23 protein-coding genes and 1 tRNA gene are annotated in these 23,015 nt (G+C 68.0%); 13 read left to right on the top strand and 11 right to left on the bottom strand.

Going from position 1 to position 23,015, the window contains the following annotated elements; genetic code table 11:
• The first annotated feature begins 116 nt into the window (after positions 1–116).
• Entirely contained in the window at positions 117–791 is a 675-nt protein-coding gene (locus NF681_06600) for an NAD(P)H-dependent oxidoreductase (protein ID UST54857.1), read from the top strand.
• Positions 792–796: 5 nt separating this feature from the next.
• On the top strand, positions 797–2,626 hold the full coding sequence (kefC, locus tag NF681_06595) for a glutathione-regulated potassium-efflux system protein KefC (protein ID UST54856.1): 1,830 nt from the start codon (positions 797–799) through the stop codon (positions 2,624–2,626).
• A gap of 9 nt (positions 2,627–2,635) precedes the next feature.
• On the opposite strand, the gene NF681_06590 is transcribed toward kefC, so the two are convergent.
• Positions 2,636–3,397, bottom strand: coding sequence for a sulfite exporter TauE/SafE family protein (locus tag NF681_06590; GenBank protein ID UST55691.1), 762 nt, complete (start codon positions 3,395–3,397; stop codon positions 2,636–2,638).
• 13 nt (positions 3,398–3,410) lie between these two features.
• A complete protein-coding gene (locus NF681_06585; GenBank protein ID UST54855.1) occupies positions 3,411–4,424 on the bottom strand; it encodes a tripartite tricarboxylate transporter substrate binding protein in 1,014 nt (337 codons plus the stop codon).
• Between the two features lie 143 nt (positions 4,425–4,567).
• Here NF681_06585 and NF681_06580 point away from each other — a divergent pair, with 143 nt between their 5' ends.
• Positions 4,568–5,002, top strand: coding sequence for a DUF1841 family protein (locus NF681_06580; GenBank protein ID UST54854.1), 435 nt, complete (start codon positions 4,568–4,570; stop codon positions 5,000–5,002).
• A gap of 58 nt (positions 5,003–5,060) precedes the next feature.
• On the opposite strand, the gene NF681_06575 is transcribed toward NF681_06580, so the two are convergent.
• Complete coding sequence (locus NF681_06575; GenBank protein UST54853.1) at positions 5,061–5,750, bottom strand: c-type cytochrome; 690 nt, start codon at positions 5,748–5,750, stop codon at positions 5,061–5,063.
• A 157-nt stretch (positions 5,751–5,907) separates the two neighbouring features.
• Between NF681_06575 and NF681_06570 the strand changes: the two genes are divergently transcribed.
• The 7 genes from NF681_06570 (at position 5,908) to NF681_06540 (ending at position 15,942) form a co-directional block, all read left to right on the top strand.
• The gene (locus NF681_06570) at positions 5,908–6,762 is read left to right on the top strand and encodes a MoxR family ATPase (GenBank protein ID UST54852.1); all 855 of its coding nucleotides are present in this window, start codon (positions 5,908–5,910) and stop codon (positions 6,760–6,762) included.
• Positions 6,763–6,774: 12 nt separating this feature from the next.
• Complete coding sequence (locus tag NF681_06565) at positions 6,775–7,374, top strand: GNAT family N-acetyltransferase (GenBank protein UST54851.1); 600 nt, start codon at positions 6,775–6,777, stop codon at positions 7,372–7,374.
• 48 nt (positions 7,375–7,422) lie between these two features.
• The gene (locus NF681_06560) at positions 7,423–8,610 is read left to right on the top strand and encodes a VWA domain-containing protein (protein ID UST54850.1); all 1,188 of its coding nucleotides are present in this window, start codon (positions 7,423–7,425) and stop codon (positions 8,608–8,610) included.
• 162 nt (positions 8,611–8,772) lie between these two features.
• The gene (locus NF681_06555) at positions 8,773–9,663 is read left to right on the top strand and encodes a 2OG-Fe(II) oxygenase (GenBank protein UST54849.1); all 891 of its coding nucleotides are present in this window, start codon (positions 8,773–8,775) and stop codon (positions 9,661–9,663) included.
• Between the two features lie 61 nt (positions 9,664–9,724).
• Positions 9,725–11,644 (top strand): BamA/TamA family outer membrane protein, encoded by a 1,920-nt coding sequence (locus NF681_06550; GenBank protein ID UST54848.1) that lies wholly within the window; start codon positions 9,725–9,727, stop codon positions 11,642–11,644.
• 39 nt (positions 11,645–11,683) lie between these two features.
• Entirely contained in the window at positions 11,684–15,811 is a 4,128-nt protein-coding gene (locus NF681_06545; GenBank protein UST54847.1) for a translocation/assembly module TamB domain-containing protein, read from the top strand.
• Positions 15,812–15,867: 56 nt separating this feature from the next.
• A tRNA-Arg gene (locus NF681_06540) sits at positions 15,868–15,942 on the top strand.
• Positions 15,943–15,973: 31 nt separating this feature from the next.
• Here the strand turns inward: NF681_06540 and NF681_06535 are convergent.
• Positions 15,974–16,186, bottom strand: a complete 213-nt coding sequence (locus NF681_06535; GenBank protein ID UST54846.1) for a hypothetical protein — start codon at positions 16,184–16,186, stop codon at positions 15,974–15,976.
• Positions 16,187–16,397: 211 nt separating this feature from the next.
• Here NF681_06535 and NF681_06530 point away from each other — a divergent pair, with 211 nt between their 5' ends.
• The 3 genes from NF681_06530 to NF681_06520 all read left to right on the top strand — a co-directional run bounded on the left by NF681_06530 (position 16,398) and on the right by NF681_06520 (position 18,108).
• Positions 16,398–16,691, top strand: coding sequence for an acyltransferase family protein (locus NF681_06530; GenBank protein UST54845.1), 294 nt, complete (start codon positions 16,398–16,400; stop codon positions 16,689–16,691).
• Between the two features lie 339 nt (positions 16,692–17,030).
• A complete protein-coding gene (locus NF681_06525; protein ID UST54844.1) occupies positions 17,031–17,522 on the top strand; it encodes a hypothetical protein in 492 nt (163 codons plus the stop codon).
• Positions 17,523–17,598: 76 nt separating this feature from the next.
• Positions 17,599–18,108: a GAF domain-containing protein gene (locus NF681_06520; GenBank protein UST54843.1), complete on the top strand. Its 510-nt coding sequence runs from the start codon at positions 17,599–17,601 to the stop codon at positions 18,106–18,108.
• Positions 18,109–18,973: 865 nt separating this feature from the next.
• Here NF681_06520 and NF681_06515 read toward each other — a convergent pair.
• The 7 genes from NF681_06515 to NF681_06485 all read right to left on the bottom strand — a co-directional run bounded on the left by NF681_06515 (position 18,974) and on the right by NF681_06485 (position 22,987).
• Positions 18,974–19,123, bottom strand: coding sequence for a hypothetical protein (locus NF681_06515; protein UST54842.1), 150 nt, complete (start codon positions 19,121–19,123; stop codon positions 18,974–18,976).
• A 76-nt stretch (positions 19,124–19,199) separates the two neighbouring features.
• Positions 19,200–19,469, bottom strand: coding sequence for a hypothetical protein (locus NF681_06510; protein UST54841.1), 270 nt, complete (start codon positions 19,467–19,469; stop codon positions 19,200–19,202).
• 68 nt (positions 19,470–19,537) lie between these two features.
• The gene (locus NF681_06505; protein ID UST54840.1) at positions 19,538–19,873 is read right to left on the bottom strand and encodes a hypothetical protein; all 336 of its coding nucleotides are present in this window, start codon (positions 19,871–19,873) and stop codon (positions 19,538–19,540) included.
• 56 nt (positions 19,874–19,929) lie between these two features.
• Positions 19,930–20,175, bottom strand: coding sequence for a hypothetical protein (locus NF681_06500; protein UST54839.1), 246 nt, complete (start codon positions 20,173–20,175; stop codon positions 19,930–19,932).
• Between the two features lie 29 nt (positions 20,176–20,204).
• The gene (locus tag NF681_06495; protein UST54838.1) at positions 20,205–20,396 is read right to left on the bottom strand and encodes a hypothetical protein; all 192 of its coding nucleotides are present in this window, start codon (positions 20,394–20,396) and stop codon (positions 20,205–20,207) included.
• Positions 20,397–20,887: 491 nt separating this feature from the next.
• Positions 20,888–22,066, bottom strand: coding sequence for a YncE family protein (locus NF681_06490; protein ID UST54837.1), 1,179 nt, complete (start codon positions 22,064–22,066; stop codon positions 20,888–20,890).
• A gap of 177 nt (positions 22,067–22,243) precedes the next feature.
• Positions 22,244–22,987, bottom strand: a complete 744-nt coding sequence (locus NF681_06485) for a 1-acyl-sn-glycerol-3-phosphate acyltransferase (GenBank protein UST54836.1) — start codon at positions 22,985–22,987, stop codon at positions 22,244–22,246.
• Between the last annotated feature and the right edge of the window lie 28 nt (positions 22,988–23,015).

Raw genomic sequence — 23,015 nt, 5'->3', positions numbered from 1 at the left:
GGCGCACTGTAAGGCGACGGGCTGGCGGCGCGGTGTCCATGGGGCGACAAGCCGCCGATGTCCGCAAGCGGGCGGCCGGAACGCCGCGACACGCGTCCGTGCGCTATGTTCGACGCATGACTCCATCTTCCGACGGCACGGCCGGCCGCCCCCGCATCTACCTCGTCGCGGCCCATCCGCGCTGGCGCGACTCGCACGTCAACCGCCGCCTGCTCGCGGCCGCCCGCTCGCTGGCCGCGGACGGCGACGGCGCGGTCGACATCGACGTGAACGACCTGTACGGCAGCTATCCCGACTTCGCCATCGACGTCGAGTCCGAGCGAGAACGGCTCGCGGGTGCCGACCTGCTGGTGCTGCTGCATCCGATCCAGTGGTATTCGATGCCGCCGCTGCAGAAGCTCTGGCTCGACGAGGTGCTGCGTTATGGCTGGGCCTACGGCCCGGGCGGCACGACACTGCGCGGCAAGGATGTCTGGCTGGTCGCCTCCACCGGCGGGACGCAGGAGAGCTACCACCCGCAGGGCTACAACCGCTACTTCTTCGACGCCTTCCTGCCGCCCTACGAGCAGACCGCGGCGCTGTGCGGCATGCGCTTCCTCCCACCGCTGCTGCTCCACGGCGCCAGCCGCGCCACCGAAGTCGAACTGCGCGCGCACACCGAGGTCTTCGCGCAGCGCCTGCGGCGATATCCCGACTGGCCGGAGATGGCCGAGATCGACGCCTGCCCGACGTGCACCGTGCCCTTGCGCGATCGCCCTGCCCCCGCGTCCTCCCCCGCGACGGTCGCCTGAGCGCCATGGAACACGCACCCGCCTGGCTCACCGCCAGCCTGATCTACCTGGGCGCCGCCGTGCTGGTCGTGCCGCTGTCCAAGGCGCTCGGCCTGGGCTCCATCATCGGCTACCTCGCCGCCGGCATCGCCATCGGTCCGTGGGGACTGGGACTGGTCTCCAGCGTCGAGCAGGTGCTGCATTTCGCCGAGTTCGGCGTCGTGCTGATGCTGTTCCTGGTGGGGCTCGAACTCGAACCCGAGCGACTGTGGAACCTGCGCCGGCCGATCTTCGGCTGGGGCTCGGCGCAGGTGCTGGGCTGCGCGGCGGTGCTGTTCGCGGTCGGCTGGATGGCCGGCGCCGGCTGGCGCGTGGCGCTCGTCGCGGCGCTGGGCCTGGCCCTGTCGTCCACGGCCATCGCGCTGCAGGTCTTCGGCGAGCGCAACCTGCTCGCCGCGTCCAGCGGCCAGGCCGGCTTCTCGATCCTGCTGTTCCAGGACGTCGCGGCGATCCCGATCCTGGCGCTGTTGCCGCTGCTCGCGGTGGCCGGCGCCGATGCGCCTGACGTCGCCGACGGCGCCGCGCGCGCCTGGCAGGCCGCCAGGATCGTCGGCGTAATCGCGGGCATCGTGCTGGGCGGGCGGCTGCTGGTGCGTCCGTTGCTGCGCTGGATCGCGCGCAGCAACACGCCGGAGATCTTCACCGCCACCGCGCTGCTGCTGGTCGTGGCGATCGCGGCGCTGATGCAGTTCGTCGGGCTGTCGATGGCCCTGGGCGCGTTCCTGGCGGGCGTGCTGCTCGCGGAGAGCGAGTACCGGCGCGAACTCGAGACCGACATCGAGCCGTTCAAGGGCCTGCTGCTGGGCCTGTTCTTCATCGCCGTGGGAATGAGCATCGACTTCGGGGTGCTGATGGCCCATCCGGGATTGATGGCGCTGGTGGTCGCGGGCTTCCTGGCACTGAAGTTCGCCGTCATCTATGCGCTGGGCAAGGCGATGGGGGTGCCCTACCAGCAGCGCCCGGTGTTCACGCTGCTGCTGGCACAGGGCGGCGAATTCGCCTTCGTGGTGTTCCAGGCGGCCGGACCGGACGTCCTGCCGCCGACGACGGCGTCGTTCCTGATCGCGGCGGTGGCGCTGTCGATGCTGGTGTCTCCGCTGCTGCTGGTGGCGATCGACAAATTCGTGCTCCCGCGCTACAGCCGGGGCGGCGCCACCACCATGGCCGAGATCTCCGAGCCGCAGGCGCCCAAGGTGCTGATCTGCGGCTTCGGGCGTTACGGGCAGATCGTCGGTCGGCTGCTGTTCTCCCAGGGCCTGGAGGTGACCGTGCTCGACCACGACCCCGACACCGTCGAGGGCCTGCGCGAGTTCGGCTTCCGCGTCTTCTACGGCGATGCCACGCGCCTCGACCTGCTGCGCAACGCGGGCGCCGGCACGGCGGAGGCGATCGTCGTGGCGGTCGACGACGTCGAGCAGTCGCTGGACATCGTCGACCTCGTGCGCGCGCATTTCCCGCAGGCGCGCATCGTGGCGCGCGCACGCAACGTCGGTCACCTCTACCAGCTGCAGGATCGCAAGGTCGAGTTCGTCGAGCGCGAGATGTTCGAGTCGTCCCTGCGCAGCGCGCGCTCGGTGCTCGAGGTGCTGGGCTGGCCGGCGCACGAGGCGCGCGAGTCGACGATGGTGTTCCGTCGCCGCAACCTCAAGCTCATGCAGGAGACCTATCCGCACTACAAGGATCGCGCCAAGCTCATCGCGGTGGCCAAGGAAGGCCGCCAGCAGTTCGCGCGCCAGATGGCCCGCGAGCGCGAGGAACGCGAGCGCCTCGCCAGCCGCCACTGGGACCACGAGTAGGGTCGACGATCAGCGGCCCTGGAACGCGTCGCTCACGAGCTTGAGGCCCGTGAGCAGCATGCCGGCGTAGACGAAGCGATAGAACCAGACCGGATCGATGCGCCGCGCGATGCGGATGCCGAGCCACACGCCGATCGGCGCGAACGGCAGCAGCACCAGCGAGGTCGCCATGTTGCGCAGGTCGAGCAGGCCCAGCCAGGCGTACGGAATCCACTTGCTCAGGTTGATGACGAAGAACAGGTAGGCCATCGTCGCCGTGAAGACGACCGGCTTCAACCGCATCGGAATGAGGTAGGCGCTCACGGGTGGGCCGCCCGCGTGCGCGATGAAGCTGGTGAAGCCGCCGACGGCCGCCAGCACGCCGCCCACCGCACGCGACGGCGCACGGGCATCCGCGCGCGGCGGAAAGACCAGGCGCTGCGCCAGGAACAGCAGCGTGCAACCGCCCACCAGGCCCGCGACCGTCGCCGCGTCCAGGACACTGAACAGCAGGGCGCCCACGACGGTCCCCACCAGACCGCAGGGGATCAGCAGTCTCAGCAGGCGGCCATCGAAATCGCGGCGGAAAGCGGCGATGCCCAGCAGGTCCATCAGCAGCAAGGCGGGCATCAGCATGGCCGCGGCCTGCGGCACACTGACCGCGAGCGCCATCATCGGCACGGCCAGCGAACCGAAGCCGGCGCCGAAGCCGCTCTTGCTCACGCCCAGCAGCAGCACGGCCGGAATGGCGACCGCGTAGAAGTGCCAGTCGGCGATGACGGGGAACACCAGCGACGCGCCGGGCTCAATCCACGCTGGCGCCGGATTCCTTCACGACCTTGCCCCATTTGGTCGTCTCCGCGCCGATGAAGGCGGCGAACTGTTCGGGCTTCTCCGGATGCGGCTCGGCCCCCTGCTCGGCCAGCTTGGTCTTGACTTCCGGATCGGCCAATGCCTTGACGATGGCGGCATTGAGCTTTGCGACGACATCGGCCGGTGTGCCCACGGGTGCCAGCAGACCGAACCACGACGAGGTGTCGTAGCCTGGCACGCCCGATTCCGCGATCGTCGGCACGTCGGGCAACGCGGGCGAGCGTCGGGCCGTCGTGACGGCCATCGCGCGCAGCTTGCCTGCCTTCACGTGCGGCATGACCGAGGGCATGTTGTCGAACATGATTGCCGTCTGCCCACCGATCAGGTCGGCCACCGCCGGAGCGCTGCCCTTGTAGGGGACGTGCTGCATCTCGACCTGCGTCATCTGCTTGAACAGTTCGGCCGACAGGTGGATCGACGTGCCGTTGCCCGAAGAGGCGAAATTGACCTTGCCCGGATTCGCCTTGGCATAGGCGATGAGTTCCTTCACGTTCTTGTAGGGTTGCGCGGGATTGGCGACCAGCAGGTTGGGCACCATGGCCACGCGCGAGAGCGGCGTGAAATCCTTGATCGGGTCGAAGGGCAGCTTCTTGTAGAGGCCCTGGTTGATGGCGTGCGTGCCGACCGTTCCCATCAGCAGCGTGTAGCCGTCGGCCGGGGCGCGCGCCACCGCCTGCGTGCCGATGTTGCCGCCCGCGCCAGCGCGGTTGTCGATGATCACCGGCTGGCCGAGCGTCTGCCCGACGTGCAGGCCCACCACGCGCGCCAGGATGTCGGTGGTGCCGCCGGCGGAGAACGGCACGATGATCGTGATCGGCTTGGACGGATAGGCCGTCTGCGCCAGCGCGCCCAAGGGCGAGAAGCAGAGGACGGTGGCCGTGGCGGCGATGGCGCCCAGTCCGAACAGGCGGCGGTTCGGCGCGGCGGTGAGTGGGATGCGTGGCATGGAGAAAACCTTTCGAGGACGGACCGCGAACGCGGTAGCGGATGCATGAGGGGACCGGGCCCGGCTCGAGGATGCCGGACCGGGTCGTCGTGCATGGTACCCAGCACCCCCGGCCCCACGGCCTCCGGTGCTACCCTCGAATCATGTTCAATCCCACCCAGGAAGAAGTGCGGCGCTTCTTCTGCGACGTCTACGCGAAGAGCCGGTCCGGCCAGCCGATGGAAGCCCTCGAGACCATCGCGGCCGGCTGGATCGACGCACACCCCGAATACCACGCCGACCTCGTCGATGCCGACGCCGCCGTGGCCCGCGTGTACGACGGTCAAGGCGGCCGCGAGAACCCGTTCCTCCACCTGTCGATGCACCTGTCGATCAGCGAACAGTGCTCGATCGACCAGCCCCGGGGCATCCGGCAGGCGGTGGAACTGCTCGCCTCGCGTCGAGGTTCGCTGCTCGACGCTCACCATGCCGCGATGGAGTGCCTGGGCCGCATGATGTGGGAGAGCCAGCGCGCCGGCCGACCACCCGACGGCCACGCCTACGTCGATTGCGTGCAGCGTCACGCGACACGGGACTGACGGAGGTTGCCGCACCGGCGCGCGAGCCGTCGAAGGCGTCGCTTCGCCGGGTGCCCGCTCAGCGGGCGGTCGTCTGGTGGAAGCGCGATTCAGGCACCGTCTTGAGTTCGCCCGGAAGCGAACCGATGTAGGCCGCGAGTTCCTTGAGTTCGTCGTTGCTGAACTTCTTGGCCTGACCGCTCATCACGCCGTTGGCGCGGCCGAGCTGGGCTCGGCTCTCGACCTTGTAAGCCTTCAAGGCCACATAGAGGTAGTCGGGGTGCTGGCCGGCGAGCTTGGCCACGGTGCCGTCGTTGGGCGTGTTGAAGTTGGCGCCATGGCACTTGGTGCAGGCGTTGTCGCGGTCGCGCGAGATCAGGGCCTGGACACGCTCGCTCGGCGCCTTGGCGGCCGCCGCCGGAGGAGCATCGCCCTGTTTGACGCCGAGTTGGGCGTAATAGGCCGCGAGGTCGGCCATGTCCTGCTCGCTCAGGGTGTCGGCGATGGCACGCATGGTCGGATGCTTCCGGTCACCGGCCTTGTACGCGGCGAGCGCCGCGGCGAGGTAGGTGGCGCTCTGGCCCGCGATCTTGGGCACCTTGTGCACCTCGGGAAAACTCGACTGATAGCCCACGATGCCATGGCAGCCGATGCACATCGCCGTCTTCCTCGAACCGTTCTCGACACTGCCGGTCACCGGCTGTGCCTGGGCCGAAAAGGTCACGCAAGCGACAGCGAGGGCAAATACCGTGGTCTTCAACTTGTTCATTTTGCGCGCACAATCTCGTGGAGAAACGGTTTCGAAGCAACGTTCGATTATATGCGGCAGCCTCCCGCGGGCCTGTGCCGCGAAGCTCACCGGATCTCCCGCCGCGCAGCGCCCGAGGGCGCCGGTTTCTTCCACATTCCAGCACGCCGCTCTCCCCATGAAATTCGAAGGTTCAGACAATTACGTCGCGACACGGGATCTGATGCTCGCGGTCAATGCTTCCATCACCCTGTCGCGGCCGTTGCTGGTCAAGGGCGAGCCGGGCACCGGCAAGACCATGCTGGCCGAGGAAGTGGCGCAGTCCCTGGGTCTGCCGTTGCTGCAATGGCACATCAAGTCCACCACCAAGGCCCAGCAGGGCCTGTACGAGTACGACGCGGTCAGCCGCCTGCGCGACTCGCAGCTCGCGGACGTCGACGGTGGCGAACGCGTCAAGGACATTCACAACTACATCGTCAAGGGCGTGCTGTGGCAGGCTTTCACGGCCGACCGGCCCGTGGCGCTCCTGATCGACGAGATCGACAAGGCCGACATCGAATTCCCGAACGATCTGCTGCGCGAGATCGACCGCATGGAGTTCTATTGCTACGAGACGCGCGAGCTCATCCGCGCGAAACACCGGCCGGTGGTGTTCATCACGTCCAACAACGAGAAGGAGTTGCCCGACGCCTTCCTGCGTCGCTGCTTCTTCCACTACATCAAGTTCCCGGACGCCGAGACGATGAAGCGCATCGTCGCGGTGCACTTCCCCACGCTCAAGCAGGACCTGTTGGCCGCGGCCATGAAGACCTTCTACGACGTGCGCAACCTTCCGGGCCTGAAGAAGAAGCCGTCGACCTCCGAACTGCTCGACTGGCTCAAGCTGCTGGTGGCCGAGGACATGCCGCTCGAAGCCCTCCAGAGCAGGGACGAGAAGGTCGCCGTGCCACCCCTGGTGGGAGCCTTGCTGAAGAACGAACAGGACGTGACGCTGTTCGAGAAGCTCGTCTTCATGCAGAAGAACAACCGCTAGGCGGACACGACGATGGCCTTCGTGGAACCCGTGACCCTGACGTCGCGCGGCGTCTCGCTGGTGCCGCTGACGCTGGCGCACGAGGAGGGACTGCGCGCGGCGGCGGCCGACGGCGAGCTGTGGAAGCTGCGCGTCACGTCCGTGCCGGAGCCACGCGACACGCGCGGCTACATCGAAGCGGCCCTGGCGATGCGCGAGGCCGGCAACCGCCTCGCCTTCGCGGTCACGGACACCGCGACCGGCACCGTGCTGGGCACCACCAGCTACCACGACATCCTGGCGGCGGTGAAACGTGTGGAGATCGGCTACACCTGGTATGCCCGGCGCTGTCAGCGCACCCACGTCAACACCACCTGCAAGCTGATGCTGCTCGGGCACGCCTTCGACACCCTGGGCTGCGAGGTGGTGGGATGGCGCACCGACAACTTCAATTTCGACTCGCAACGTGCCATCGAACGCCTGGGAGCGAGAAAGGACGGCGTGATCCGCGGTCACGCGTTGCGCCGCGACGGTACCGTTCGGGACACCGTGATGTACAGCCTGCGCGCGGGCGAGTGGCCCGAGGTCCGGGCACAGCTGCACGACCTGCTCGCACGCCGCGAGACCGCCTGAGCGCTGCTCGACGGACCTGATTTCGGCCATCTCCCGGGAGCCCACGCCATGCTGATCGATTTCTTCTACACGCTGCGCGCGGCCAAGCTGCCGGTGTCGGTCAAGGAGTTCCTGACGCTTCTGGAGGCGCTGCAGGCCGACGTGGTGGGCCCGGACTCGGACGGCGCCTTCGGCATGGAGGATTTCTATCACCTCAGCCGCACCGCGCTGGTGAAGGACGAGAAACACTACGACAAGTTCGACCGTGCCTTCGCGGGCTACTTCAAGGGCGTCGAGATGCTCACGGACTTCACGCGCGAGGTACCGCTCGACTGGCTGCGCAAGACGCTCGAGCGCGAGTTCTCGCCCGAGGAGAAGGCCGCCATCGAGAAGATGGGCTGGGACGAACTCATGGAGACGCTGAAGAAGCGCTTCGAGGAGCAGAAGGAACGCCACGAGGGCGGCAGCAAGTGGATCGGCACCGGTGGCACCTCCCCCTTCGGCCACGGCGGCTACAACCCGCAGGGCGTGCGCATCGGTGGGGCCGGCAAGAATCGCAGCGCCGTGAAGGTCTGGGACCAGCGTGCCTACAAGGACTACGACGATGGCCAGGAACTGGGCACGCGCAACATCAAGGTCGCGCTCAGGCGCCTGCGCAAGTTCGCGCGCGAGGGTCACGAGGACGAACTCGACCTCGACCACACTATCCGCTCGACGGCGGCGAACGCCGGATGGCTCGACATCAAGATGCGCCCGGAGCGCCACAACAACGTCAAGGTGCTGCTGCTGATGGACGTCGGCGGCACGATGGACGAGCATGTCCAGCGCATCGAGGAACTGTTCTCGGCCGTCAAGACCGAGTTCAAGCACCTGGAGTTCTACTATTTCCACAACTGCGTCTACGACTTCATGTGGAAGAACAACCGCCGGCGTTTTTCGGAGAAGTTCGCGACCTGGGACATCCTGCGCAGGTACAACCGCGACTACAAGCTGATCTTCGTGGGCGATGCCACCATGAGCCCCTACGAGATCCTTCAGCCCGGCGGCAGCGTCGAATACAACAACGAGGAAGCCGGCGCCGAATGGCTTCAACGCCTCACGCACGCCTTTCCGAAGTTCGCCTGGATCAATCCCGAGCCGCAGGGCGTGTGGTCCTATCGCCAGAGCATCTCGCTGATCCAGCAACTGATGTCCGGCCGCATGTACCCACTGACCCTCCGGGGCCTGGAAGACGCCATGCGGATGCTTTCCAAGTGAGCACGGCACCGGCGTCCATCCCCTGAACGCTCCAAGGCCACGCCGCCGGCAAGGCCCAGGAAAAGAATTCTCACTTTTTATTTAATTCACTTACATTTGATACTTAAGTCTTCTTTCACGGACGCCGTTTCGTCCGACTCCCTTTCTGGAAGCCCCAGTTCCATGTCCGCCTTGCTCTCTTTTCCATCGTCTCCACCCAGCCTGCGGGTGGTCGCCGAGCGCGCGGTGGATTTCGTGAGCATCCGCGGGGTGCGCCTGCGCATGGAGGACCTGGTGGACGCCGCGTTCTTCACGCCCGAGGCGACCGCGCGGCTGCACGAGCGCCTGAAGGCGGCCACGCCCTTCGCCCACCTGGTCCTCGAGGGGTTGTTCAACCCGGCCCTGCTCGAGCTGGTGCGCGAGGAGTTCGACCACCGCCCCGCCGACGGCTGGAAGGACGTCACCAGCGGCTACGAGTCCACCCGGCGCTCCGAGCTGGGCGCCGCGCTCGGGCCGGCCTCCCAGGTCTACTTCGACCTGATCGAGTCGGGCTGGTTCACCCGCTGGCTCTCCGCGGTGAGCGGCACGCCCTACCTGCTGACGGACCCCCAGCGCTTCGGCGGGGGCCTCCACGAGAGCCGCGTCGGGGGCACCTTCGCCATCCACCGCGACTTCAACTACCACCCCCACGTCGGGCTGAAGAACGAGATGGTGTGCATCACCTACCTCAACCACGACTGGCAGGATGCCTGGGGCGGGGTGCTGGAGCTGTGGGACGCCAAGGACGGGCAGTGCCGCGCGCGCGTGAGCCCGCAGTTCGGCCACACCCTCGTCCTGCCGCACGGCCCGGCGAGTTACCACGGCCACCCCGGCGCGCTGTGCCCGCCCGAGGGCGTCCAGCGCCGCTCGGTGGCCGCCTACTTCTACACCAGCCCCAAGGCCGGGCGCCAGGACCCCGACGAGGCCGTCTCGGTCTTCATGCACACCCGGCGCACCGACCGCGCCAAGAAGGCCCTGCGCCTGCTCACGCCTCCGCTCGTGTGGAAGGCCATGAAGCAACTCAAGCGCCGCTGACCTACAGCCTCTGGGGTCGCCCCGCACGGGACGCGTTTCTGCCTGCTGGCAGAATGAATCGATGTACAGGGTGGCTCACTTCAAGACGCCGGCATTGGTGCCGGCGTTGCTTTTTTCCAGCGCGCTTTTTTTGCAGGGTTGCAGCCTGTTGCCCAAGAGGGACGCGTCCGACGACGAATCCGGCGCCCGGCCGGTGGCCGGCGATGCCCGCGACGGTGGTGCGACCCGCCAGGGCGATGCCTTCACGCTGGCGGTACGCGGGCCCGACGACATCCGCGACTACCTGTCCCTCCACCTCGAGATCCAGCGCTATCGTCAGATCCCCGACCTCGGCGCGACCGAACTGTCGCGCCTGATGGTGGCCGCCGAGGCCAATGCCCGCGAACTGCTCGGCACCCTGGGCTACTTCACCCCCACTCTCACGCTGGAACTGCGCGAGACGCCGGCGAACGCCAAGGCCCCGCGCGAGGTGACGGTCACCGTCGAGCCCGGGGCACAGACCCGTGTGGCCGCTTTCCAGATCGACTTCGGGGGCGCCATCTCCAACACGACGCCCGACGATCCCGTCGCCCGGGCGCAGCGCGAGGCGATCCGCTCGGCCTGGGGCCTGCGCAACGGCGAATTCTTCACCCAGCAGGCCTGGGACAACGCCAAGGCTGCGGGCCTGCGCAACCTCACGGCCAAGCGCTATGCCACGGCCGGCATCACCCGCAGCCAGGCCGAGATCGACGCCGACCGCGGCGAAGCACGCCTGGGCGTGACCTACGACTCGGGTCCGGCCTACCGCTTCGGCGCGCTCGACGTCCGCGGGGTCCAGCGCTACTCGGCCGACGGCGCCCACCGCATCGCCCGCGTCCCCACGGGCACCGACTACGACCAGCAGAAGCTGCTCGACGCGCAGCAGCGTCTCGCGAGCAGCGGCTACTACGACTCGGTCTTCCTCACGCTGGACACCGACGGGAGCGATCCGGAGTCGGCGCCGGTCATCGCCCAAGTCCGCGAAGCGCCTTATCAGAAGTTGGTGGCCGGTGTCGGCTTCACCACCGACGGCGGTCCGCGTCTGTCGCTCGACCACATCCACAACCAGATGCCGCTGCTGGGATGGCGGGCGGTCTCCAAGCTGTCCTTCGACCGCAACACGCAGTCCCTGAGCACCGACTGGAACGCGATCCCCGACGACCGCGGCTGGCGCTGGTTCGGTTCCGGACTGCTCAAGCGCGAAGTCGCGGGCACCTACGACGTCAACAGCGGCCGCGTGCGCAGCGGCCGGGGCAAGACCGGCGACCGCATCGACCGCAGCTACTTCCTGCAGTACGACTACGCGACCTACACCGGCGGGACCGACGCACCGCCGTCGGCCTCCGCCGTGAGCGCGAACTGGGGCTGGACCGGGCGCTACTTCGACAACGCCGCCTCGCCCACGCGCGGCCAGGGCCTGGCGCTGGAGGTCGGACTCGGCCAGACGCTCATCGGCGAGCGCGCGCCCTTCGTGCGCACCTACGGCCGCTGGCTGGGTTTCGTGCCGATCGGCGAGGTGCGCGCCACGCAGGAAAGCGCCGCGCGCAGCAGCCGGCTGCAGTTCCGCGCCGAGGCCGGTGCGTTCATCGCCCGCGACAACGCGCAGGCGCCCGCCACCCTGCTGTTCCTGACCGGCGGCGACACCACCGTGCGCGGCTACAGCTATCGCCAGATCGGCACCGAGCGCGACGACGGCCAGATCGTCGCCGGCCGCTATCTCGGTGTCGGCAGCGTCGAGTGGCAGCGCCCGATCGTCTGGAACGGCAAGCTCACCGAGTTCGAGAGCACGCTGTTCGTCGACGCTGGCGCCGTGGCTGACCAGGTCAGCGCCCTCAAGACCAAGGTGGGCGTCGGCTTCGGCACGCGCTGGCGCAGCCCGGTCGGGCCGGTCCAGGCCGACCTGGCCTATGGCGTCGACGTCAAGAAGGTGCGGCTGCACCTGCGACTCGGCTTCACTTTCTAGGACAGGCAAGCCCGCACGATGCAGCCTCAGGATCCCACCTTGTCTTCGACCGCGCCCCTGCCGCCGGTACCTCCCGCCACCCCCTCCCCGACCCCACCGCCCGCACCGCGCCGCGCCACGACCCGAAGGGTGGTGCGCGTGCTGGCCTGGACCGTCGGCGTGCTGCTGATCCTGCTGGTCGCGCTGGGCGCCGCCGCATGGTGGTGGCTCGGCTCGGCCCAGTCGCTGGCGTTCTCGCTCGACCGGGCGGCGCGGTACATGCCGGCGGGCCAGACGCTGGAGAGCCGCGACGTGGCCGGCTCGCTGCGCCAGGGCGGCCGCATCGGTTTCCTGCGCTGGCAGAGCCCGACGCTCGCCGTCGAGGTGCGCGACGCCACGATCGGCTGGCAGCTGAGGCCGCTCCTGGACCGCCAAGTGCGCCTGGGCGATGTCCACGTCGGGCAGGTGCTGCTGGAACGCCGCGGCCCGGTCGAAAAGACGTCTTCGGAGCCGCTCGCGCCGCTGGCCCCGATCGTGCTGCCGGTGGACATCGAGCTGCCGTTCCGCGTCGACAGCATCCGCTGGGCCGGCCCGCCGGTCGTGGAGGCGAACAACCTCGCCGGCAGCTACCGCTATGCGCGCGCCACGACGCAGCATGCGCTCGTGGTCGACGGCGTGGACGTGGCCGACGGCCACTACACCGCGCGCGTCGGCCTGCAGGGCGCCGCGCCGATGGCCCTCGATGCCACGCTCGACGGCCGCGTGCGCGCACCGCTGACCGAGGGCCGCACCCTGGACGTGCTCGCGCAGGCCACCGCCAAGGGCGATCTCGCCGGTGCCGACGCGCGCGTGGCCGTGACGGCGCGAGTACGCCCGGCCGAGCCGGCCACCGATGCCACCATGCAGGCCGATGCGCGCGCCACCCTCGCGCCCTGGCAGCAGCAGCCGGTGGTCGACGCCGACGTCGCCCTGCGCGACATCGACCTCGCCGTGCTGCTGCCGCAGGCACCCACGACGCTGCTGAGCGGCACGGTGCGCGCCGGTCCCGATGCCGCCAAGGGCTGGCAGCTGGACGCCGACCTCCGCAACGCCCGGCCCGCGCCGTGGGACCGCGGCGGCCTGCCGCTCGACCGCATCGAGGCCCGCGCCCTGTTCGACGGCCAGACCTGGACCGTGCCGGCCGCCACGATCCGCACCGGCGGCGGCCGGATCGAGGCGGCGGGCCAATGGCGCCCGGCGCCGGCCCCTTGGAAGGTGGACGCCACCGTCAACGGCGTTCAGCCCGGCGCGCTGCACACGCAGCTCGCCGGCGCGCCGATCGGCGGTCGCGCCAGCGTCGAGCAGCGTGCCGACGCTGCCCTGCTGTTCGACGTCGCGCTGCAGGCGCAGGGCACCGCCGGCAGCACCGCGCTGCAGGGCGTGCGGCTCGACCGCGCGCTGGCACAGGGCCAATGGAAGGACCAGGTCCTCGATCTGCGCACCCTGCGCATCGAGGCCGCGCAGGCGCGCGTCGAAGGCACGCTGCAGGCGCGCGTGGCCGAGCGCGCGGGCAGCGGCGATCTGAAGGTCGAACTGCCCGGCGGCGGTGCGCAGGTGCAGGGCCGCATCGCGCCGGTCCAGGGCGGCGGCGAGATCCGGGCACGCATCGACGACGCGGCCGCGATGCAGCGCTGGATCGAACGGCTGCCGGGTCTGTCGAAAATCTTCGCGGGTGCGTCGGCCGACGGCAGCGCGCGTCTGGACGCGCGCTGGCAGGGCGGCTGGGAAGCGGTGCAGCGCCGCCTGCAGACCGCCACCACGCCCGCGCCGCGCGGCATGACCGAACCCACGCTGCAGGCCACTCTGGTCGCGCCACGCCTGGACCTGCGCCTGCCTGCAGCGGCCGCGACGGCTTCGGCCGGCGCGACACCCGCACCGTCGCCGCAGTCGCTGCAATTGCGCGACGTGCGCGCCGAAGTCGGCGGCAGCCTGGCGCAGGCGACGCTGGACCTGCGCGGTCAGGCGCGCACCGGCACGCTCGACCTCCGTCTCGACACGCGCGCCAGCGGCGCGCTCGAACGCGCCGGCCACTGGCGCGCCCAACTGGCCAGCCTGCGGCTGCAGGCCACCGACAGCACCCGGCCCGGGCCCTGGAGCGTCACGCTGGGCGGCGCGACCTCGGCCGAAATGCGCACCACGCCGGGCGGCTTGGAGATCGATGCCTCGGCCGGCAGCGCCACGGTGCAGGGTCCGGTGCCGGGAACGCTGCGCTTCGAATGGGAGCCGGTGCGTTTCCGACAGACCGGCGGCGCACAGGGCGCGATGCGCGTGCAGTCCAAGGGCCGCATGCTGGGCCTGCCCATGGCATGGGCCGAAGCCTTCGACGCCAGCACCTCGCTCGCCAGCCTGGGCATCGGCGGCGATCTGATCTTCGACGGCGATTGGGACATCGACGCCGGCGATGCCCTGCGCGCCAGCGCCCGGCTCGCGCGCCGCAGCGGCGACATTCGCGTGCAGGCCGGCGAGGCCGCGCTGGTCACCCGCATCCGCAGCCATGGCAGCGGCGCGAAGAGCGAGATCGTCATGGACTCGGCCTCCGGTGCCGGAACGGCCGGCCCCAGCACGCCCGCCGGATTGCGCCAGGCCGAACTGCGCCTCGATGCACAGGGCGAGGACGTACGCGCGCGCCTGGTCTGGGACAGCGAGCGCGCCGGCGAGGTCCGCGCCGATGCATCGACCCGCGTGGTGCAGCGCGATGGTGGCTGGCAATGGGCGGCCGACGCACCGCTGGCCGGCACCGTCAAGGCCCGGCTGCCGAACCTGGGCGTCTGGTCGATGCTGGCACCCCCTGGCTGGCGCATCGCCGGAACGCTCGATGCCGATGCCACGCTGTCGGGCAACCGCGCAGCGCCGCGCTGGAACGGCACCCTGGGTGCCGACAACCTGGCGCTGCGCGCGCTGGTGGAAGGCATCGACCTGCGCGACGGCCGCCTGCGCGCGACGCTCGCGGGCGACCGCGTCGACGTGACGGACTTCACGCTCAAGGGCGGCGCCGCCAGCGGTGCGCGCATCGCCGGACAGAGCGGCAACCTGAGCACGGCCGCCGGCGAGGCCGGCCGCGACGGCGGCACGCTGTCCGGCCGTGGCGAATTGCGCTGGGGCACGGCGGCCCCGGGTGGCGGCGCCTCGGGCATCCGGATGGCGTTGCAGGCCGAATTGCGCAGTTTGCGCCTACTGGTGCGCTCCGACCGTCAGATCACGGTGTCGGGCGATCTCCAGACGCGGCTGGACAATGGCCAGTTCACCGTGCGGGGCACGCTGCGGACCGATCGCGCCGTGATCATCCTGCCCGACGAGACGGCACCTAGCCTGGGCAGCGACGTGGTGGTGCGTTCGGCCGCGCGCACCCGGGAAGCCGAAGCGCAGGCCCTCAAGGCCCGAGGCGACATCGAGCGCAGCCAGGCGCAGGCCGCGCAGCCGCAGACGGCGAAGCCACCGGACATCGCCGTGAACTTCGACCTGGGCAAGGATTTCGCGGTCCAGGGACGCGGAATCACCACCCGCCTCGAGGGCAATCTCGACATCCGCAGCAACGCGCTGGGCGCTCCACCCCGCATCACCGGGGAAGTGCGCACGGTGCGCGGCCAGTACCGTGCCTATGGCCAGCAGCTCGACGTCGAAACCGGGATCGCCCGCTTCAACGGGCCCTACGACAATCCGTCGCTCGACATCCTGGCCATCCGTCCCAACATCGCCTACCGCGCCGGCGTGCAGATCAGCGGCACGGCACAGGCGCCGCGCGTGCGGCTCTACTCGGAGCCGCAACTCTCCGATGTCGAGACGTTGTCGTGGGTGGTCCTCGGCCGTGCCTCGGCCACCAGCGGCGGCGAATCGGTGCTGATGCAGCAGGCCGCGCTCGCGTTGCTGGGCGGGCTGGGCAAGGGCGGCTCGGGCGGCAGCCTGGCGAGTCGCCTGGGCCTGGACGAAATCGGCTTCAAGGGCCCGTCCAGCGGGAGCGATCTGCGCTCGACCGCCGTGACGGTCGGCAAGCGCATCTCCAAGGATTTCTACGTCACCTACGAGAGCAGTCTGGGCGGCGTGGTCGGCACCATCTACGTGTTCTACGACCTGACCCAGCGTCTGACCCTGCGTGGCCAGGCCGGCCAGAAGAGCGCGCTGGACCTGATCTACACCCTCAAGTACGACTAGGTTCCCCCGCGACCGGAGGGCGGCGAACTGCTAAAGTCGCCCTCTGTTCGCACAGCGTCTTCGTAGTTCAATGGACAGAACGGGGTCCTCCTAAGACTCAGATACAGGTTCGATTCCTGTCGAAGGCACCAGACACGCCCTTCCCTCCCCCTGTCTTTGCCTTCACCAGCGCCGCCACCACGGACGCTGCGACACCGAGGGCCCGGCAGCCTCCAGCAGGCCCATCTGCGAAGGCGTCGGCCCGATCCGGCGACTGAGTTCCGCCTCCAGTTCGCCCGCCGTCCGTTGCGCCTGTCGATCTCCCAGCTTTGCCCTTTGCCGCAGCACGTAGGCCGTGGCTGCGAGTTCCTCGTCGTCAAGGTTCTTGATGTCCATTGGACGATGGTCTCCGGATTCCGCCCGGCAAACATCCCCTGTTCGGGGGAGGCAGACCGGCCGATTCGCGAACGACCGGTCTGACGCGGTCGCGAAGACAACCATGGAGACCCGAGGCCTCATATGTAAGAAAAATTAACTTCGGGAACTTTTAATGATAATCTCATAAAACTAATACTAAAGTTTCCATTTTGGGACTTCGAGGACTCTCATGGAAAGAACACGACGGTCGATCGAGGGTGGAACGAGCTTGGTTCTGGACGGCCTGCGCCTGACAGCAGCGATCGCGGTGTTGTGCATCCATGCGCAGGACATGGGGTTCCCGTCGCTGCTCCATCGTCCCGACACGCCGGGCAACCTCTCGCACGCGGCGGTGATCGTGTTCTTCGTGCTTTCGGGCTTCGTGATCGCCTACACGGCGAGCACGCGCAATGCGGGTTCGGCCCCTACATCAAGGCCTGGCTGGGCCGCCTGTGCTCGATGGTCGTTCCCGCGCTGCTCTTGACGGCCGTGGTGGAAGTGGCGCTTCGGCTGCAGGGCGACCCCGGCCTCATGGCATCGTATGTGCGGGGCAGCTTCGGACCGCGCTACCTCCTGACCGGGACCTTCCTCAACGAAGTCTGGCTGTTCTCGGCCGCGCCTCCCGCCAACATCGCACTCTGGTCGCTGAGCTTCGAGTTCTGGTACTACCTCATCTTCGGCTTGTGGTTCTTCAACGGCAAGGGCTGGAAGTCGTGGCTGCTGGCGCTGGGTGCGTGCGTCGTCGCGGGACCGAAGATCCTCCTGATGATGCCGATCTGGCTGATGGGCTGCGCCGCCTACCGCCTACCGCCTGCCCCGTCCCGTGCTGGCACCGCGGCTGCGCTGGGTCGCCGTCGCCCTGCTGCTGGCCGTCGTCGCGCTGGCCATCGCCGTGGTGCCGCCCAATCCTTTTCCCATCGGTCGGGCACCGTTCTTCTTCGCCAATCAGTTCGTGACCGACTGGGTCGTCCGCTTGAGCGTGGCGCTGGTGCTATGGGTGCTGCCCGCGAGGGCGGCCGAGGACCGGCGCGATGGGCGACCCCTCTCTGCGGTGCTGGTGCGGCGGGTGCGACGGCTCGCCGACCTCACCTTCCCCATCTACCTGATGCACTACCCCCTGCTGGTGCTGTGGCGCGTGCTCTTCGGCACACGGTATGACGATCCGGTGCAATATGCCCAGGCCGTCGTCGCGGCGCTGGTGCTGTCGTCGATCCTCGGCCTCCTGCTGGAACCCCAGCGCCGTCACTGGGATCGCTTCTTCGGCCGCTTGTTCCAGAGCGTTTCGACGCCCTGGCGCAACGTCTTCGCGCGCTGAGATCCCTGCCTGGGCAATCGGTAGAATTTCAGACATCCACTCGACCCGCCCCGCCCGCCAGGGCTTTCTCCGTCCGATGCCCGATCCACTTTCCACCTCCACGTCCGCCGCATTCGCCAAGTTCGTGGTCACGCACCGGACGCGGGACCTGCGCACCGCGTTGGCGACCCTGCTCAGGCTCACGGACTATCGATTCATCGGCCTGTGGCGCTTTCAGGATGGGAAGGCCAACGCGGTCGTTCATTACGATCGCGAGGACTCGACGGTCATCGACGCGCAGGAGGTCCCCGACACCGCCACGTACTGCTGCTTCGTGCGCGAACGCAAGGCGCCCTTCAAGACCCCGAACGCGCTGATCGACGAACGACTCGCCGAGCATGCCGCCCGTGAGCAGGTCGCCACCTACTGCGGTGTCCCCGTGATGGACAGCCACGGGAACGTGCTCGCGACCCTGTGCCACTACGACCTCGTTCCACGCGAGCCTGAACAGGTGAACCTCGAACTGATGCTCATGGTGGCGGCCTACATCGCCAACAACGGCCATCTGCCGCCCTATCCTTCGACGGCGCCGGTCGCCACGGTCTGATCCCACCATGACCGTGCGGTGCGATGCCTGCGGCACCGAAAACCGCGACAAGGCCATGTTCTGCCGCGGTTGCGCGGGCAAGCTTCCGGCCTTCGCCACGACGAAGAAGTCATCGTCCGGTGCATCCGATGTCCGGCATGCCGGTGCCTCCCCGGTCACCCCGACAACTTCACCGAACGTCCAGCGGTCGTCGCCATCGGCAATGTCGACCGGGTTGCTCTCCGGTCCGTCCTTCGGTCGGAGCGCCATGATCGCGATGCTCCTCGTCTTGTTCGTGACATCGCTCGCCTGGGTCGGCTGGCTTGCCACCGATGCTCCGCCTCCCCCGGGCCAACCGGTTGGAAAGACCGCCTCCTCGGAAGGTCGCCTCCCGCCCGAAGCATCCCTGTCGAAGGGGGAGACACTGGACGATGGCCCACAGCCCGATGCGACAACCCAGGCGATCACACCCTCACTTCCCGAGCCCGCCCACTCGTTACCGACCGTAGAAGCGCCTTCGGCTTCGAGCACATCGGAATCCATGTCCCTGGCCAATTCGTCCCCTGCGACACCCACAGCCCCTGGCCTGGACCCGTCATCGCCCGGCCGAGGCACGAGGCGAGCGGCGACGACGCCACCAGGCAGTGGTCGGACATCGGACCCAAGGGTCGGCTGCGAGCACCTCTTCTTCGCCTTCGCCGCGCGTTGCGAAGCCAATCACTGTCAGCAACCGGCGTACGCGCGTCATCCGCGATGCGATGCCGTCAGGGAACAACAGAAACGTGACGACGCGCGACGCAACCAGATGCCGGGCTCCTGAGCAAAGCCTTTACCGGAAGCGAGCGGTCATCAAGGCCTTCGGTTCCGACGGTCTGGTGACCCGTGCTCACTTGAGTGCCCGCAATGCCAAGACGGAGACTTCGACCCGCTCCGCCAGGACCGAATTGATGCCCTGCCATCCGCGATAGGTCGGCACGATCGTCAACCAGGCGACGCCGATCACGGAAAAAAGCAGAGCGAACAGATCAGGATGCATCGGGCCTCCATGGGGTTGAGCAAGTCTCAATTGTAAACAAAAGTACTCATTTGGCAACATCTCGACATCGATTCGGTCACAGGTTGCGCGTGTTCCGACGGTGAAGTTTCGATCTGGCCGGTGCTTTCGTTGCTGGAAACGTCTGCAGCATCCGCCTGCCGGAAGGCGTGATGCGCGTGACGATGGCGACGGGACTCGACAGTGTGAGCGAGGGCTCGATCGATGGAACGATCGCCTCGACGTGACCACTCAGCACCAGCACCCGGATGGCTTCCACCTTACGGATGCCATGGACTTCCACAGGAAGTTTCCTGCTGGCGAGCAGGTGAAGGATGTCGAGCGGCATCGGAGCGGAATTCTGGAGATCGTTCAACAATGCCCCGTCGCATCCCGGATGCCACGGATGGAAAGCGACTATTCGCCGTAACCTTCTTCGCGTCGCTTGGGTTGAGGCTCGGTCTTGCGAGGATCCTCGGGATCGCTCTTGGAGACACCGGGACCCGCACCGGAGCGACCCCAGAGGTCCTTGTCCACCGAGAAGGTGGCATGCGCCTCACGCGCATCGTCGTTCTTCAGGGCTTCGCGGAAGGCGGGCGAGTCCTTCGCCTTGTCACTGTTGTCGACCGTCGACGGGTTGGCCTTGGCCGGATCGCCCGGTTCCGGGGGTACGTGGCGCGACGAGGTTCGGTCCTGGTTCAAAAGCGACTCCTGAAGGCTGATCGGGTCATCAGGATCGGTGGCAACGTCCATTCCGGACGTACGTCGCAACGGTGTTTGCTGTAGGCGGGCACCGTCTCCCTCGCGATTCAGGAACGGGACCGTCCCAGCGCCACGTCGATGTGCATCGATGCGAAGACCGACGCCCAGCAGGTCAGGCGTCGCATGGCGCGAAGACCGGCACGCGCCGGGTTGCGCCTGCGTCGCGTCTCCAGGAGTTCGCCACGACGCTTCACGATCGTTTCGAGCGCATTGGCGACCACGACCGAGGCGGCACTGCCTTGCGCCTGCTGGCGCATCGCCCGCGCGATGTCGCTGAGGTCGGTATCGCTCAAGCGCGCGAAACGCTGGTGGTCGCCCACCATCACAACACCGACACGAGACGCAGCGCGACCGGTACCGCCATGAGCAGACCCAGGCGGACCAGATTGCGTCGCCAAGCGGCGGCATGCTGGTGCCGAAGGCTTTCCCTCACCAATGACAAGCGCATCTGGCGCTGGTTGTCGTTGAGACTGTCTTTCCACCATTCATGTGCTTGTTGATTGGATCGGTTCATGTAATCAATTGTGATTAATGTTCCGACGCTTGACAAGTGAAATTCAATCATAAAGTTCGTACGCACGGAAAGCGAAACTCATTTTGTGAATACTTTCGCTTTCTTGCCATCATCCAAACGATGTAGGCACCGACCCACGAAGTCGGTTTGTCTTATCCCTCAATGCGCAACCGCATCACGCACCTAATGTCAACGTCATTCCCTCAACGACAGGAGCAGTCCGTGAAAAGCATCATCCTCTGGCTGTGCGGTGTGCCCGTGGTGGTCATTATTGGCCTGAAGCTTTTCGGCATCCTGTGAAATGCCGAAGTGAAGAATTTTTGAGATTTGTCTGAACCAACAGCGACGACCGAACTCCAACCGTTTCCTCCTCGCGACGTCGCAAGACGTTGTTCCAAGCGCCCTCCGGGGCGCTTTTTTTTTCGTCGGTGCGAGCCCTGTGACCATGCGGCCTTGCCGGCCGGTCCAGGCCTCGGCCAGGCGGAGGAGCCTCAATGGGTCACGCGCCCCCGCATGGCGGCCGGGTGCCCCTGGAGTCCGACCGAACGACCGGTGTCGACCAGGGTGTCGCCTTCCACCCGAAGGATGGTGATGTCGCGATCGATGAAGTTGCCCACGTAGAGGTAACGACCGTCGGCACTGAACACCGCCCCTTCGGGGAGGCCGCGCACCACGACCTCGTTGCTCCGCGTAACTTTCTTGCCATCGATCTTCAAGGCCACGACGGAACCATTGCGCTGATGGAAATACGCATTCTTCGCTGCGTTGCTGCCGCGCAGGAGGACCGCCACGGCCAGCTTGCCGGTCGGGCTGATGGCCAGTCCCTCGGGACCGTCGCCGACCACGACCTTGTCGACGACGCGCGGCGGGACGGCTTCGAGATCGATCACGCTGACCGTGTCGGCCTGTCCGTCCGAAGCGCCGGCATTGCCGTTGTCGGCGGTGAGAGCGAGCCGTCCATCGGGTGTCACGTCGACGTTGTACGGCCACAGTCCGGCGGCCATGTCGGCCTTGGCGGGCGTCACCTTCTCGCCGTCGATGTCGAGCAGCGCGACCTTGTGACCCGGGAACTTGACGACCAGCGCGCGCTTTCCGTCCGGCGTGAAGCGCACGTGCGCCACCGACTCGCCCATCGCCACGGTGTCGATCAGCGTGACCTTGCGGCCTTCGATGCGCAGCACGCCGATCGAGTTGTCGGCGCGGTGCGCCACCAGCGCGAGCGTGCCGGCGCGGTTGATCGACAGCCCCGAGGGCTGACGACCGACGCTCAGCGTGTCGATCAGCGTCGGCGGCGTGGCGGCGAGGTCGATCACGAACAGGCGGTTGTCGGGCACCTGACGGCGCACGCCCGCTTCCTCGATCACGTTGAGCGAGTTCGCGACCAGTGCCAGCGTTTCGTCGGCGTTGATGGCGAGGTTGGTCGGTGGTCCGGCGATCGTGTTGTCCAGCGGCAGCGAGCCGATCGTCCGGGGGGCCAGGGGATCGGTGCCGATGTCGAGCACCTGCACGGTATCGCGCCCGTGGGGACCCAGGACGACGTTGCCGGCATCGGTCCAGGACTGCTTCTCGTCGTTGGCCACCAGCATGAGCTGGCGTTTCGGGACGGCGGCGGTGGAGGTCGCCGATGGCAGGCCGGCGCAACCGGCGAGCGTCGCGAGGGTCACCACCACGGCCCCTGCCGCGCCCCGGCGCGATGCGGGGGCGGAGCGGAGCGAAGCGAGCCATCGAGGCACGGAATGGAAGCAATGCATGGCGTTTGTCTCTCTTTGGGATCGTGACGGGAATGCCGGTCGCTGCACGGCGCATGCCCTCGCGGATCGCGTCCGCCGCGGCGGTGGTGACGTGCCTCAGTGCATCTCGCGCCGCAGCGCCTGCACGTCGGCATGCAGCGATGCGGCCCAGGCACGACGCTCGCGTCCCGCAGCCGGTTGCGGCGGACCGAAGCGAACGATCGCGCGCAGCGGTGGGGCGCCAAGCGTACGCCACAACGACGTGATCAGGTCGTCGTCGTCGATGTAGCGCGCGGCGCGGCTGGGCAGGCCGCTGGCGTCGTCGACGAAACGCAGCGCGATGGGTTGCACCGGGGCGTCCGCGGAGATCGCCGCCTGCAGCAGGTTGGCGTGGAACGGCAGCACGTCCTGGCCGTCGCTGGTGGTGCCTTCGGGAAACACCACGATGAGGTCGCCCGCCCGCAGGGCCTCGGTCATGTGGTGAGCCACGCGCAGCGCATCGCGGCGGCGCTCGCGCTCGATGTAGAGGGTGCCGGCGCCGTCGGCCAGCGTCCCGATCACCGGCCAGCGCCGGACATCCGATTTCGACACGAAGCGCACGTGTCGCGCGGCATGGATCACCAGGATGTCGAGCCATGACAGGTGGTTGCACACCAGCAGCAGCGGCCCTCCGGCGGGAGGTGTGCCCTGAATCTCCAGGCGCACGCCCATCTGCGCCAGCATGCCTCGCGACCAGCGCTCGACCTCGCGCTCGCGCTCGGCCGGCGTCAGGCGCGGGAAACGGCGCCGGATGATCCACCAGCCGACCAGCATGTGGGCGAAGGCACGCAGCAGTCGCCAGCCGGTGCGAAACGGTTTCATCGGACCGGACGCCCGCGCGCCGGAACGA

It is taken from the genome of Comamonadaceae bacterium OTU4NAUVB1 (assembly GCA_024372625.1).
In the GTDB taxonomy this organism is placed as follows: Bacteria; Pseudomonadota; Gammaproteobacteria; order Burkholderiales; family Burkholderiaceae_C; genus Variovorax.
The sequence above is the reverse complement of the archived record's forward strand: the minus strand, read 5'-3'. Positions and strand labels throughout refer to the sequence as shown.